Genomic DNA, 13676 nt, shown 5'->3' with positions numbered 1-13676 from the left:
GTTTGGGTTACCACCCGTTCATACGCGACAATGCCGGTTGGCCAAGAAGGGATCCGTGATGGTTGAACTCGGCAATCTGGCGGGAGCGCGCGGCGCGGAGTGGATCGGTCGGCCACCACACGAGGAATTGCAGCGCAACGTGCGCCCGCTGCTGCCCTCCGACGACCCCTTCTACCAGCCGCCGCTGGGCTATCAGCATGCCCAGCCGGGCACGGTGCTGCGTTCGCGCGACGTCGAACTGGCGTTGCTGGGCCTGATCCCGCAGGCCGTCAAAGCCGTCCAGCTGCTCTACCGGACGATGGACCTGAACGGCGAGCCGGAGGCGGCGGCGACCACGGTGATCGTGCCGGCCGAGCTCGCTCCCGGGCAGACCTGCCCGCTGCTGTCGTATCAGTGCGCGATCGACGCCGTGTCGTCGCGCTGCTTCCCGTCCTATGCGCTGCGGCGCCGGGCCCGGGCGCTCGGGTCCATCGGCCAGCTCGAGCTGTTCCTGATCGCCGCCGCCGTCGCCGAGGGGTGGGCGGTTTCGGTGCCCGACCACGAGGGCCTCAAGGGACTGTGGGGCGCCCCGTACGAACCCGGCTATCGCGTCCTGGACGGCATCCGGGCCGCCCTGGGTTCGGACCGGCTCGGGCTGTCCCCGTCGGCGCCGATCGGGCTGTGGGGCTACTCCGGCGGCGGGCTGGCCAGCGCGTGGGCCGCCGAGATGTCCGCCGACTACGCGCCCGACCTGGACATCGTCGGGGCGGTGCTGGGTTCACCCGTCGGCGATCTGGGCAACACCTTCCGCAGGCTCAACGGCAGCTTCCTGTCGGGCCTGCCCGCGCTGGTCGTGGCGGCGCTCGTCCACACCTACCCCGACCTGGACCGCGTCATCAAGAAGCACGCCAGCGAAGAAGGCCGCGCCCTGCTCGAATCGCTGGAGAAGATGACGACCGTCGAAGCCGTCGTCCGGATGGCGGGCAAGAACATGGGCGACTACCTCGACGAACCGCTCGATGCCATCCTGTCGACCCCCGAGGTCAGCTACGTCTTCGACCAGATCAAGCTGGGCGCCGCGGTGCCGGCGCCGCCGGTGCTGCTCGTGCAGGCCGTGCACGACTACCTGATCGACGTCAACGACATCGACGTGCTCGCCGACGCCTACTCGGCCGGCGGCGCCCGGGTCACCTACCACCGGGACGCGTTCAACGAGCACATGCTCCTGCACCCGCTGTCGGCCCCGATGACGCTGCGCTGGCTCACCGACCGGTTCAACCGCCGGCCGCTCACCGAGCACCACATCCGGACGACGTGGCCGACGATGTTCAACCCGATGACCTACGTCGGCATGGTCCGGCTGGCCAAGATCGCGGCCAAGGTCGTCTTCGGCAGGAAGATCCACCGCCGTCCGCTATGACACCGCGGCTTCCGCGGAGCCGCCGGCACCCACCGGCAGCGCATCCTCGGGCCGGTCGGCCACCGGCGGGGCCCCCAGGTCGTCGCGGGCGTCCGCCGCGGCCATCAGGGCGTAGACCAGCACCGCGAGGGCGGCCGGCCACAGCAGCGTCGCCGCCACCTGCAACGGCCCGTGGGAGAAGAAGACCGGCGGCGCCTCGAGGACGTAGGCCAGCGCCGGGTCCCCCGACAGCGGCACGGCGTCGAAGTCCAACGCGCCGTAGCGCAGCCGCACCAGCGCCGCGCCGACGGCCGAGGCCGCCGCCGCGGCGGCGACCATCCCGAGGAACAGCCCGACGACCATCCCCGGCCCGCGGTGGCGGCGCCACTGCCACCCCAGCACGGCCCCCACGACCGCCAGCGTGGTCAGCAGGCCCAGCAGCAGGCACGGGTCGTCGAAGAAGTGCTGCGACTCGGTGCCCAGATAGTCGTGCACGCGCTCACCGGCCCGGGTCTTGGCCACCACCACGTGGATGGGCGCGGCGATCCACGCCCACAGCGCACCGAGCAGCGCCCCGGCCACCGTCAGCCCCAGCGCGGCGGCGGCCAACGCGCGCGCCCGCCCGTTCACCGCTGCGCCTCGAGGTCGGAGGAGTCCACCTGACCGTGCCGCGAGCAGTGCGCCCGCCAGCCGTCGGGGCGGACCTGCACCACCATGCGGCGGCCGCACTCGGCGCAGAACCGTGGCGGCTCGAGGCCCAGCTGGGCCGCGGTCGGCACCTCGGTGCCCCCTAACTCCCCGGTATAGACGTTGTAGACGCCGCCGCTGACCGGCGCGCCCAGACCCTCGACCACAATTGCCGGTTCCTAGAGGCTGGCGTTCAGCGCCTTGATCGGCATCTGCAGATCGCCGAGCAATTCCAGGTCGGCCTCGGCGGGCCGGCCGAGGGTGGTCAGGTAGTTGCCGACGATCACGGCGTTGATGCCGCCCAGGATGCCCTGCTTGGCGCCCAGGTCGCCCAGGGTGATCTCGCGGCCGCCGGCGAAGCGCAGGATGGTGCGCGGCAGGGCCAGCCGGAAGGCGGCCACCGACTTCAGCGCTTCGGTGGCCGGCAGCACCTGCAGGTCCCCGAACGGGGTGCCGGGCCGGGGGTTGAGGAAGTTCAGCGGCACCTCGTCGGGCCCCAGTTCGGCCAGGTCGGCGGCGAATTCGGCGCGCTGCTCGAGGGTTTCCCCCATGCCCAGGATGCCGCCGCAGCACACCTCCATCCCGGCGTCGCGCACCATCGACAACGTCTGCCAGCGCTCTTCCCAGGTGTGGGTGGTGACGACGTTGGCGAAGAACGAGCGCGCCGTCTCGAGGTTGTGGTTGTAGCGGTGCACCCCCATCGCCGCGAGCTGCTCGACCTGCTCGGCGGTCAACATCCCCAGCGAGCAGGCGATGTTGATCTCGACCTCGTCGCGGATCGCCTCGATGCCCGCGGCGACCTGGGCCATCAACCGTTCGTCGGGTCCGCGGACCGCGGCCACGATGCAGAACTCGGTGGCCCCCGACTTGGCGGTCTGCTTGGCCGCCTCGACCAGGCTGGGGATGTCGAGCCGGGCGCTGCGCACGGGCGACGCGAACAGGCCCGACTGGGCGCAGAAGTGGCAGTCCTCGGGGCAGCCGCCGGTTTTCAGGCTGATGATGCCCTCCACCTCGACGTCGGGGCCGCACCAGCGCATCCGCACCTCGTGCGCCAGCGCCAGCAGTTCGTCGAGCCGGTCGTCGGGCAGCTGCAGCACCGTGAGCACCTGGTCCCGGCTCAGCCCCTCACCGCAATCCAGGACCTGCCGGCGGGCCACCGCCAGAATGTCGGCCGGATCGTCGGTGTCGTGGCCGTCGGTGTCTGGCCGAGCCGCCGCCTGAGTCACCCGGTACTCCTTTACGCCGTGAACGAGTTCGCGTTCACGTTAGGTTAGCGGCCCGCACCGACCAAACCGCGGTCAGCCGATCGGGTGTTCGGCGCGCTTGTTGCCGTCCCAGCGGCGCAGGCCCGCAAAGGTGGCGTCGATTTGCGACGGCCGGCCCGCGATCCGCAGCGCCCGCCCCAGCTGCGCGCCGCCGACCCGGCGGGCCAGCGTGACGTGCGCGGTCCACCGGCCGGGCAGGCTGTTGGCCATCGGCCCGGGCGCCATGTGCGCCGCGCAGAGCCGGTGCACCTCGGCATGCAGCGCCAACAGCTCGCCGGTCGGCACGATCAGCCGCGCGAACACCACGTCGCCCCGGCCGAAGAGCACCGGCGCGCCGATGATGGCCGGCAGCGGCAGCCGCGCGCTCACCGGTCGCAGCAGCTCGTCGACGTCGGCCGCGATGCGGTCGGCCACGGCCAGCGTGACGTGCGGGCGGCTGGCGGGTGCCTGGCTGGGGATCCCGGCGCCGGCCAGGTCGTCCCAGACGCGGCGGATCGCCGCCTCGGCGCCGGGGTCGAAGACCAGCTCGATCGAATGGACCATCAGCCGGCCAGCGCGCCCACCCAGTGACGGTCGAACGCCGCCGCGCTCATGTCCGCGAATTCCGCTGCCCCGAGCCGGCCCGCCCCGGCGGGCAGCTCGGCCCGCACGGCGGCCAGCCGCGCCAGCGCGGCGCGGTTCGAGGTCTCGGCGGGCCCGGGCTTGGCCGGCCAGCTGCCGATCACCAGGCCGGCACACGAAACTCCTTTGGCGGCAAGGGCTTCCAACGTCAGGGCGGTGTGGTTGAGGGTGCCCAGCTCCGCGCCGACCGCGACCAGCGCCGCGGCACCCACGTCGACGGCGAGGTCACGCAACGTGACGCCCGCCGCGGCCAGCTCCACCAACAGCCCCCCCGCGCCCTCGACCAGGGTCAGCCGGCCGGGACGGTCCAGGCCGTCGATCAGCGTCAGCAGTTGCTCACGGGTGGGCAGTGCCGTTCCGGCGGCCTCGGCCGCGGCGACCGGCGCCAACGGTCGGGGATACCGCGCGCACCCGGCCAGCTCGGTCACTCCGGACAGCCGCGCCACCTCGGCGAGGTCGTCGTCGCCGGCGTCGGTGCCGGTCTGGACCGGTTTGCAGACCGCCACGTCGATGCCGGCCCGACGGGCGTGACAGGCCAGCGCCGCGGTGACGACCGTCTTGCCGACCCCGGTGCCGGTGCCGGTGACGAACAGCACGGTCAACGGCGCGACACCGCGACGACGTCCGCCAACACCCGGCGTGCGATCTCGAGCTCGGCCGCGTCCAGCGACGCGCGTGCGGTCAGCCGCAGCCGCGACGTCCCGGCGGGAACCGTCGGGGGCCGGAAGCAGCCCACCTTCACCCCGGCGTCCAGGCAGGCCGTCGCGGCGGCCAGCGCCACTTCGGGGTCGCCCAGGATCACCGACACCACCGCCGAGTGCGGAACCTCGGCCACTCCGCAGATCTGGGCCAGTTCACGGGCGTGCCGCAGCACCGCCTCGGGGCGCCACGGCTCGGCGCGCAGCACCTCGAGCGCGGCCAGCGCGGCGCCGACGGCCGCCGGGGCCAGACCGGTGTCGAAGATGAACGGGCGCGCCGCGTCGATCAGGTGGGCGCGCACGGCAACCGGCCCCAGCACCGCACCGCCCTGGCTGCCCAGCGCCTTGGACAACGTCGTGGTCATCACCACGTCGGGCGCGCCGGCGAGCCCGACTTCGTGCAGCAGCCCGCGCCCGCCGCCGCGCACGCCGAGACCGTGTGCTTCGTCGACGATCAGCAGTGCGCGGCGCCGGCGGCACACCTCATGCAGCTCGCGCAGGGGGGCCAGCGCGCCGTCGGCGCTGAACACCGAGTCGGTGATCACCACGGCGCGTTCCTCGTCGCGCGTTGCCAGGGCCGCGTCGACGGCGCCGACATCGCGGTGCGGCGCCACCACCACCCGGGCCCGCGACAGCCGGCAGGCGTCCACCAGCGACGCGTGCGAGTAGGCGTCGGACACCAGCAGCGATCCCGGCCCGGACAGGCCGACCACGGCGCCCAGGTTGGCCGTGTAGCCGGAGGAGAACAGCAGCGCCGAGGGCGCGCCGACATATGCGGCGAACGCGGACTCGAACCGCTGATGCAGGTCGGTGTCCCCGGTGACCAGGCGCGAGCCGGTGGCCCCGGCGCCCCACATGCGCAGCGCGGCGACACCGCCCTCGATGACATCGGGATGCTGGGAAAGGCCGAGGTAGTCGTTGGACGCCAGGTCCAGCTCGGTGGCAACCGCGGGCCGCGGGCACAGCGAGCGACGCAGCCCGGCCTCTCGGCGCTGTTGCTCCACCTCATCGAGCCAGGCCAGCGGTGATATCCCGATCGGTGCCTGCCGGGGAGCGCTCATGGACCTAGAGCCTACGAGAGCGTTCGAGCGCCCGGCCGTCGTGGCGGTGATCGACGCACGCGACGCCTGTCGGGCGACTCGTCAGAACGAGATGACGCTGCCGGGGCCGCCGGCGGTTCCGCCGGACCCGCCGGCCGCCCCGCCGCTCCCGACGGTGGCGTTGCCCGGAGTGACCGCGAAGACGTTGCCGCCGGTGCCGCCGTTGCCACCGGTGGCACCGGTGCCACCGATACCGCCGGTGCCGCCGTAGGCGACGCCGGTGCTCAAGAAGTTGTATCCGGTCCCACCCGTCCCACCGGTACCGCCGATGGTGACACCGCCGCCGCCCGCGCCGCCGACACCGCCGGTGGCGGTACCCCAGTTGCTGGGCCATATCGCCAGGCCGTTGAACGTGTCAACGAAGCTGTAGGGGCCCATGATCGCGGCGCCGCCATGGCCGCCGTTGCCCCCGGCGCCGACCGTGCCGGCGCCGCCGACTCCGCCGGCCCCGCCGGTGGCGGTTCCCCATCCCAGGTTGTACGCCACCCCGCCCACGCCGCCGTCACCGCCGGTGGCGCCGCTGCCGCCGGCCCCGCCGGTACCGCCGAGCGCGAAGCCGGCCCCGCCGGCCCCGCCGGCGCCGCCCGTGCCGCTGACGCTGTCACCACCGGCCCCGCCGACAGCGCCGGCCGGAACGCCGAAGCCCAAGTCGGCGCCCCCGAGGAAGCCCACGCTGCCGCCGGCCCCGCCGGTGCCGCCTGTCGCGTCGGTTGCGCTGCCACCGGCCCCACCCGGACCACCAACACCCGAGAAGAACCCGCCCTGCCCGCCTACCCCGCCGTTACCGCCGTTCACGCCGGAGATCGTGGAGTTCCAACCGGCCCCGCCGGCCCCGCCGTTGCCCTGCCAGACGGCGGCCCCACCGTTGCCACCGGTCCCAGGGGCCACACCGACCGCACCGGGACCACCGGTCCCACCGGCGCCGCCGTTGCCGAGAATCCCGGCCATCCCGCCGTTGCCGCCATTGCCCCCGGTGACCGTGGAGTTCCAGCCGTTGCCGCCGTTGCCCAGCAACAAGCCGCCGTTTTGGCCATTCGGGCTCGACGCCGTCCCATTAGCGCCGTCGTAGAACAACGGCTCGCCGAACAATTTGTCGCCGGTCTGGTTCAGCTCATACATCACCGTCGCCAACGGGTCCGTCCTCGGCGGCGGCGAAGAACCCGAGGCTTCGGCCACCGCGGCCCACCACGTCGCCGGATTGAACGCCTGGGTGGCAAGCGCCTCGGCGCCCCTGAACGCCTGCCCCGCCTCATTCAAGGCCTGCGTGATCTGGGCGCTGACCGTCGTGAATTGTTTGAGGAGCGTCTGGAACTCCTCGCCGACCTCGGAAAACAGCGTCGCGAGCGCCTTCGAAATCTGATCACCGGCAGATCCCGGCACCCAGACGAATGGGAGGCCCGCCGCTGCGTTCGCCGCGTCCAGCGACGCGTTGATCGTCGCCACATTCGCCGCCGCCGCCGTCAACGCGTCTGGCTGGACGAACACATAAGACATTGCTGACCTCCGGGGACCGCTATGGGGTAAGACGCCCCCGCACCACGGTCACGATTACGAGCGATACGGAATCTATCTCGTTGCACACATGTATATCTGCGTTTTCCGGTAAACGCAGGTACGGCCGCCGCGGCGCGACCCGAGATTCGCGCGGTCTGTGAACCTACAGCGACACGACGCTGCCGGGACCGCCCGCGGTTCCGCCGGACCCGCCGGCCGCGCCACCGCTCCCGACGAAGGCAGTGGCCGGATTGGCCGCGTAGACGTTGCCGCCGGTGCCGCCGTTGCCGCCGGTGACGCCGGTGCCGCCGACTCCACCGGTGCCTCCATAGGCGGTTCCGCTCGCCAACAGGTTGAACGCGGTCCCGCCCGTCCCGCCGGTACCACCGGTGGTCACCCCGACGCCGCCCACCCCGCCGGCGCCGCCGTAGGCGGTACCCCAGTCGGTGGGGAGGTACTTCAGCAGGCCACCGAAGTTGTCGACGGCGACGTTGTAGGGCCCCATCATCGCGGTGCCGCCGTGGCCGCCCTGCCCGCCGACGCCGACGCCGACCGTGCCGGCGCCGCCCACTCCGCCGGCCCCGCCGGTGGCGGTTCCCCACCCCAGGTTGAACGCCAGGCCGCCTTGGCCGCCGGCACCGCCGGTGGCGCCGCTGCCGCCGGCCCCGCCGGTACCGCCGAGCTCAAAGCCGGCCCCGCCGGCTCCACCGGCGCCGCCCGTGCCGCTGGTGCTGTCACCACCGGCCCCGCCGGTCGCTCCGGTCGGAACGCTGAAGCCCAGATCCGTGCTCCCGACCAAGCCCGTGTAGCCGCCGGCCCCGCCGGTGCCGCCGGTAGCGTCAGTTGCGCTCCCGCCGGAAACGCAGCCCGCAGGTGTCCAGGTAGCGTTCGATCAGGTTCGCGCAGAGCAACTCACTGGTCATGAGATAGATACTGGGCTCCCCTGCTTTGCGGATGCTTTGAGCCGAGCTAGCCAAAGCCCAAGAAGTTGTTGAGATTTCCCTGAGAGGGCGGGCCCGCGACGGCAGCACCCGGGCCCGGCGGACAAGGAACGCCTCCCACGCCCGCCGCCTTCACCTGCGGGGAAGCCCAGGTCAGCGGCCCGGATCCGCCACGCGGCACGGTCGGGGGCCATAACGATTGGGACGGCCAAGGCGCCGCCCGTCCGGTTTCGTCAAGAAAGTGCGGCCGCGACGGCCGGCGCTCAGGCGTCGACGACGAGCCGCGCGACCTCGACCATCGCGGAGGTGATCCGCCCGATCTCGTCGGGCGTACAGATATACGGCGGCATGGCATAGATCAGGTTGCGGAACGGGCGCAGCCACACGCCGCGGTCCAGCGCCGCCGGGGTGGCGACGGCCAGGTCGACGGGCCGGTCACATTCGATGACGCCGATCGCGCCGCACACGCGCACGTCGGCGACGCCGGGCAGCGCCCGCGCGGGCTCGAGCCCCTCGGCCAGCCCCGAGCCGATCTCGGCGACCCGCGACCGCCAGTCCTGGCCCAGCAGCACCTCCACGCTGGCCACCGACACCGCACAGGCCAGCGCATTGGCCATGAACGTGGGCCCGTGCATCAGCGCACCCGCTTCCCCGGCGCTGATCGTGGCCGCGATGTCGCGGGTGCACAGGGTGGCGGCCATGCTCAGGTATCCCCCCGTCAGCGCCTTGCCCACGCACATGATGTCCGGGCTCACCCCGGCGTGGTCGGCCGCGAACAGCTCCCCGGTACGGCCGAAGCCGGTGGCGATCTCGTCGAACACCAGCAGCACCTCGTGCCGACGGCACATCTCGCGCAGGTCGGACAGGTAGCGGGGGTCGTGAAAGCGCATCCCGCCCGCGCCCTGCACCACGGGCTCGACGACCACGGCCGCCAGCTCATGGGCGTGTTCGGCCAGTTGCTCCTCGAACGCAGCGGTATAGGCCGGGTCGTACTCGCGGGGCACCTGCGGGGCGAACACCTGCCGGGCCAGGATGTCGGTCCACAGCGCGTGCATGCCGCCCTCGGGGTCGCAGACGCTCATCGGCGTGAAGGTGTCGCCGTGGTAGCCGCCGCGCCAGGTCATCAGCCGGTGTTTGCCGGGCCGCGCCCGGCTGCGCCAGTACTGCAGCGCCATCTTCACCGCGACCTCGACCGACACCGACCCCGAGTCGCTGAAGAAGACCGTCTCCAGACCCGCCGGGGTGATCTCCACCAGCAGCTGGGCCAGCCGGGCCGCGGGCTCGTGGGTCAGGCCGCCGAACATCACGTGGTTCAGCACGCCGAGTTGGCTGGTCAGCGCCGCGTCCAGGACCGGGTGGCCATGCCCGTGGATGGCGGTCCACCAGGAGCTCATCGCGTCGAGAGCCTCGATCGGCCGGCCGTCGCGGATCAGCGTCAGCCAGGCGCCGCGGGCGCCGACGGCCACGACGGGCGGCACGGCTTCCCGGCCGATCGTGCTGTACGGATGCCACAGGTGTGCGGCGTCGATCGCGCTGATTTCGCCGGGGGTCAACCGGGCTCTCGCCGCAGGCATAGAGATGCAGCGTAAAGCAGCCGGGTCGCACAATCCCCGGCCATCGGGAAGCATGGGATGACATGGCCACGCCGCATCAGCCCGAGGACCCCGGTCCGGGCGACCCCGCCCCGTCCGCACCGGTGGACTACGACGAGGAGGCGCCCCGGGTGCTGCGGCTGCGGCTGGCCGCGTGGGACGTCGTCAGCACCGTCGCGCTGCTGATTCTGCTCGTCGTCCTGGCCACGGAAACGCGTTGGCCGGCAAGGCTTTTCGGCTTCCTCGCCCATGTGTGCGAGGGGGACGAGTGCGGGATGGTGCCCTTCGGCCTCGATTTCTACATCCGTCCGCTGGTGTGGGGCGGGATCGGCGCGGCCGTTGCCGCGGCCGTCGTCGGCCCGGTGGTTTCGCTGTTGAAGGGCTGGTACATGTCCTTCTGGCCGGTGCTCTCGCTCGCGCTGCTCATGATCGCCTCGGTGGTCGGCTTCCTGCTCACGACCTTCAGCGAACGCTACTGGCTCTGAGCCCCGGCGCGGCCCCCGCGTGAGACCGAAATCACAACTGCGCATGCGGTTTTGGGCCGATGCCGTCACCGTCCGGTCACGTTCCGACAAATAATCCCCTGTGGGCCTCACCAGCTATTTTCCGGCCGCGACTTCTGTTGTAGAAGTGTCTGTAGTGACTGGTGTGAATTCAGCCGGCTAGCCGACCGAGTTCGCACCACCAACGTCATGCCGCGGCGTCGGACCACGACGAGGAGGACTTCGCGCGAGTCATGACATAGGGGCCGATGCGCGAAGTCACCGCGCTGAGGCCCACCAGAAGTTCGGAAGGAACCAAGATGAAGCGCCTCTACCTCTTCGCAGCGGGCCTGGCGGTGCTGTTCGGCGCGTTGCTCGCGCCTGCCGTGGCGAGCGCCGACCCGATCGTGCGGCCGATGGACTATCAGCAGGCCACCGACGTCGTCATCATGCGGGGACTTTCCCAGCGGGGCGTGCCGTTCGCCTGGGGCGGCGGCGGCATCACCGGCCCGACCCGCGGCCGGGGAAGCGGCATCACCACCGTCGGCTTCGACGCCTCGGGCCTGATGCAGTACGCCTACGCGGGCGCCGGGATCCGGCTGCCGCGCTCCTCCGGCGAGATCTACAAGCTCGGCCAGAAGGTGCTGCCGCAGCAGGCTCGCCGGGGCGACCTGCTCTTCTACGGCCCCGAGGGCACCCAGAGCGTGGCGATGTACCTGGGCAACGGGCAGATGCTGGAGGTCGGCGACGTCGTCCAGGTCTCGCCGGTGCGCAGCACCGGTATGACGCCCTACCTGGTCCGGGTGCTCGGAACCCAGCAGGTGCCCGTCCAGCAGGCCCCCCTGCAGCAGGCGCCCCTGCAGCAGGCGCCGGCCCAGCAGGTGCCCACCCAGCAAGCGCCGGCCCAGCAGGTGCCCACCCAGCAAGCGCCGGCCCAGCAGGTGCCCACCCAGCAGGCGCCGGCCCAGCAGGCGCCCACCCAGCAGGTGCCACTGCAGCAGGCACCCGTCCAGCAGGCGCCGTTGCAGCAGCGGCCGGTCCAGCAGGCGCCGCTGCAGCAAATGCCCGCACTGCAACTGCCGGCGCAGCAGGCGCCGTTGCAGCCCGCACCCGCCGGCATCACGCGGTAACCGCCGCGGCACTACCCGACAGCCGCCACCTGCTCGATCACCGGCCATCATGACCGGAGAGCAGGTGGCGGTTTAGGTAAATTGGCTCCAGCCATGTTGAGCCTCTCGTCCCCGCCCCGCCCGCCGGTCACCGACCCGGAGCCGGCCAGCGGGGCTCGCGCGACCAACTTCTACCGCCATGACCTCGACGGCCTGCGCGGCATCGCCATCGCGCTGGTCGCGATGTTCCACGTCTGGTTCGGCCGCGTCTCCGGCGGCGTCGACGTGTTCCTGGCGCTGTCCGGGTTCTTCTTCGGCGGCAAGATCCTGCGCGCCGCGCTCAACCCCGCCGCGCCGCTGTCGCCGGTGGCCGAGGTGATCCGGCTGATCCGGCGCCTGGTCCCGGCGCTGGTCGTGGTGCTGGCCGGGTGCGCCGCGCTGACGATCCTGGTGCAGCCCGAGACCCGCTGGGAGACGTTCGCCAACCAGAGCCTGGCCAGCCTGGGCTACTACCAGAACTGGGAACTGGCCAACACGGTCTCGGACTACCTGAAGGCGGGCGAGGCCGTCAGCCCGCTGCAGCACATCTGGTCGATGTCGGTGCAGGGCCAGTTCTACGTCGCCTTCCTGCTGCTGATCGCCGGGTTCGCCTACCTGTGGCGCCGGTTCCGGGGGCCCGCGGCCCCACGCCTGCGTTCCGGGTTCATCGTGCTGCTGGGTGCGCTCACGGTGGCCTCGTTCGTCTACGCGATCATCGCCCACCAGGACAACCAGTCGACGGCCTACTACAACAGCTTCGCGCGGGGATGGGAGCTGCTGCTGGGGGCGCTCGCCGGTGCGCTGGTGCCCTACCTGCGCTGGCCGATGTGGCTGCGCACGACGGTCGCCTCGGTCGCGCTGGCGACGATCGTGTCTTGCGGTGCCCTCATCGACGGCGTCCGCGAGTTCCCCGGGCCCTGGACGCTGGTGCCCGTCGGCGCCACCATGCTGATGATCCTCGCCGGGGCCAACCTGCCGGGCGACCCCGGCGGCGGCCGGCGGCTGCCGCTGCCCAATCGCCTCCTGGCGACCGGGCCGCTGCTGGCGCTGGGCACCATGGCCTACTCGCTGTACCTGTGGCACTGGCCGCTGCTGATCTTCTGGCTGTCCTTCACCGGTCACCGGCACGCCAACTTCCTCGAAGGCTCGGCGGTGCTGGCGGTGTCCGGCGTGCTGGCCTACCTGACCACCCGGCTCGTCGAGAACCCGCTGCGCTACCGCGCGCCCGCCGGCGCGGACACCGCCGTCCCCGCGCTCCCGTGGCAGGCCCGCCTGCGCCGGCCGACGATGGCGCTGGGGTCGGCGGTGGTGCTGCTCGGCGTCACGCTGACCGCGACGGCGTTCAGCTGGCGCGAGCACGTCACCGACCTGCGCGCCGCGGGCAAAGAACTCAGCGGGCTCAACGCCCACGACTACCCCGGTGCCCGCGCCCTGACCACGCACGTGCGGGTGCCCACGCTGCGGATGCGGCCGACCGTGCTCGAGGTGCGGCACGACTACCCGGCCTCCACGCGGGACGGCTGCATCAGCAACTTCGTCAACCCGGCGGTGGTGAACTGCACCTACGGCGACGAGGCCGCCACCCGGACCATCGCGCTGGCGGGCGGGTCGCACGCCGAGCACTGGCTGCCCGCGCTCGACCAGCTCGGCCGCACCCACCACTTCAAGGTGGTCACCTACCTGAAGATGGGCTGCCCGTTGTCGACCGCGGAAGTCCCGCTGATCATGGGCAACAACGCCGCATACCCGCAATGCCACGACTGGGTGCAGCGGACGATGGCCAAGCTGATCGCCGACCATCCCGACTACGTGTTCACCACCTCCACCCGCCCGTGGAACATCAAACCCGGCGACGTGATGCCGGCGACCTACATCGGGATCTGGCAGGCGTTCTCCGACAACAACATCCCGGTTCTGGCGATGCGCGACACGCCGTGGCTGGTCAAGGACGGCAAACCGTTCGATCCCGCGGACTGCCTGGCCAAGGGAGGCGACGCGGTGTCGTGCGGGATCAAGCGTTCCGACGTGCTGGCCGAGCGCAATCCGACCCTCGACTTCGTCGACCGGTTCCCGGTGCTCAAACCGCTCGACATGTCCGACGCGGTGTGCCGACAGGACATCTGCCGCGCGGTCGAGGGCAACGTGCTGATCTACCACGGGGCCCATCACCTGTCCCCCACCTACGTGCGCACCATGACCAATGAGCTGGGCCGCCAGATCGCCGACAGCACCGGGTGGTGGTAAGGGCCCCGACCGACCGCCCGCGGATA

General features: G+C 72.0%; 12 protein-coding genes and 1 pseudogene. 4 read left to right on the top strand and 9 right to left on the bottom strand.

The genetic code is table 11. The annotated features are described in order from the left end of the window. Window positions 1-58 precede the first annotated feature (58 nt). Entirely contained in the window at window positions 59-1399 is a 1341-nt protein-coding gene (locus tag ACJ512_RS12595) for a lipase family protein (RefSeq protein WP_407688795.1), read from the top strand. Here ACJ512_RS12595 and ACJ512_RS12590 read toward each other — a convergent pair. The 9 genes from ACJ512_RS12590 to ACJ512_RS12550 form a co-directional block, all read right to left on the bottom strand. Beyond that, complete coding sequence (locus ACJ512_RS12590) at window positions 1394-2008, bottom strand: DUF2567 domain-containing protein (protein WP_407688782.1); 615 nt, start codon at window positions 2006-2008, stop codon at window positions 1394-1396. The two genes, ACJ512_RS12595 and ACJ512_RS12590, sit on opposite strands and share 6 nt — an antisense overlap. Next, complete coding sequence (gene bsaP / locus ACJ512_RS12585; RefSeq protein ID WP_144956792.1) at window positions 2005-2232, bottom strand: biotin synthase auxiliary protein BsaP; 228 nt, start codon at window positions 2230-2232, stop codon at window positions 2005-2007. The genes ACJ512_RS12590 and bsaP overlap by 4 nt, the downstream gene beginning before the upstream one ends. A gap of 12 nt (window positions 2233-2244) precedes the next feature. Further along, window positions 2245-3291, bottom strand: coding sequence for a biotin synthase BioB (gene bioB / locus ACJ512_RS12580; RefSeq protein WP_407688781.1), 1047 nt, complete (start codon window positions 3289-3291; stop codon window positions 2245-2247). Between the two features lie 72 nt (window positions 3292-3363). Continuing rightward, the gene (locus ACJ512_RS12575; RefSeq protein ID WP_407688780.1) at window positions 3364-3873 is read right to left on the bottom strand and encodes a 2'-5' RNA ligase family protein; all 510 of its coding nucleotides are present in this window, start codon (window positions 3871-3873) and stop codon (window positions 3364-3366) included. Then, entirely contained in the window at window positions 3873-4553 is a 681-nt protein-coding gene (gene bioD / locus ACJ512_RS12570) for a dethiobiotin synthase (RefSeq protein ID WP_407688779.1), read from the bottom strand. The genes ACJ512_RS12575 and bioD overlap by 1 nt, the downstream gene beginning before the upstream one ends. Beyond that, complete coding sequence (locus tag ACJ512_RS12565) at window positions 4550-5710, bottom strand: 8-amino-7-oxononanoate synthase (protein ID WP_407688778.1); 1161 nt, start codon at window positions 5708-5710, stop codon at window positions 4550-4552. The genes bioD and ACJ512_RS12565 overlap by 4 nt, the downstream gene beginning before the upstream one ends. Before the next feature lie 81 nt (window positions 5711-5791). Continuing rightward, on the bottom strand, window positions 5792-7234 hold the full coding sequence (locus ACJ512_RS12560) for a PE family protein (RefSeq protein ID WP_461480069.1): 1443 nt from the start codon (window positions 7232-7234) through the stop codon (window positions 5792-5794). Between the two features lie 172 nt (window positions 7235-7406). Continuing rightward, complete coding sequence (locus tag ACJ512_RS12555) at window positions 7407-8042, bottom strand: hypothetical protein (protein WP_461480068.1); 636 nt, start codon at window positions 8040-8042, stop codon at window positions 7407-7409. A 405-nt stretch (window positions 8043-8447) separates the two neighbouring features. Then, on the bottom strand, window positions 8448-9758 hold the full coding sequence (locus tag ACJ512_RS12550) for an adenosylmethionine--8-amino-7-oxononanoate transaminase (protein ID WP_407688632.1): 1311 nt from the start codon (window positions 9756-9758) through the stop codon (window positions 8448-8450). A 62-nt stretch (window positions 9759-9820) separates the two neighbouring features. Between ACJ512_RS12550 and ACJ512_RS12545 the strand changes: the two genes are divergently transcribed. The 3 genes and pseudogenes from ACJ512_RS12545 to ACJ512_RS12535 all read left to right on the top strand — a co-directional run bounded on the left by ACJ512_RS12545 (window position 9821) and on the right by ACJ512_RS12535 (window position 13650). Next, on the top strand, window positions 9821-10261 hold the full coding sequence (locus tag ACJ512_RS12545) for a hypothetical protein (RefSeq protein WP_407688631.1): 441 nt from the start codon (window positions 9821-9823) through the stop codon (window positions 10259-10261). 317 nt (window positions 10262-10578) lie between these two features. Beyond that, a pseudogene (gene ripD, locus ACJ512_RS12540) lies at window positions 10579-11235 on the top strand (NlpC/P60 family peptidoglycan-binding protein RipD); the annotation flags it as partial. A gap of 246 nt (window positions 11236-11481) precedes the next feature. Beyond that, complete coding sequence (locus ACJ512_RS12535) at window positions 11482-13650, top strand: acyltransferase family protein (protein WP_407688630.1); 2169 nt, start codon at window positions 11482-11484, stop codon at window positions 13648-13650. The last annotated feature ends 26 nt before the right edge of the window (window positions 13651-13676 follow it).

Source organism: Mycobacterium cajalii, assembly GCF_045809005.2.
Classification (GTDB): Bacteria; Actinomycetota; Actinomycetes; order Mycobacteriales; family Mycobacteriaceae; genus Mycobacterium.
Note: the sequence above shows the minus strand (reverse complement) of the source record. Positions and strands in the feature narration are given on the sequence as shown.

What these genes read in the sequence shown, in the direction of transcription:
- ACJ512_RS12595 (WP_407688795.1), top strand. Translation starts at nt 59, where the DNA reads ATGGTTGAACTCGGCAATCTGGCGGGAGCGCGCGGCGCGGAGTGGATC.
- ACJ512_RS12575 (WP_407688780.1), bottom strand. Translation starts at nt 3,873, where the DNA reads ATGGTCCATTCGATCGAGCTGGTCTTCGACCCCGGCGCCGAGGCGGCG.
- ACJ512_RS12565 (WP_407688778.1), bottom strand. Translation starts at nt 5,710, where the DNA reads ATGAGCGCTCCCCGGCAGGCACCGATCGGGATATCACCGCTGGCCTGG.
- ACJ512_RS12550 (WP_407688632.1), bottom strand. Translation starts at nt 9,758, where the DNA reads ATGCCTGCGGCGAGAGCCCGGTTGACCCCCGGCGAAATCAGCGCGATC.
- ACJ512_RS12545 (WP_407688631.1), top strand. Translation starts at nt 9,821, where the DNA reads ATGGCCACGCCGCATCAGCCCGAGGACCCCGGTCCGGGCGACCCCGCC.
- ACJ512_RS12535 (WP_407688630.1), top strand. Translation starts at nt 11,482, where the DNA reads ATGTTGAGCCTCTCGTCCCCGCCCCGCCCGCCGGTCACCGACCCGGAG.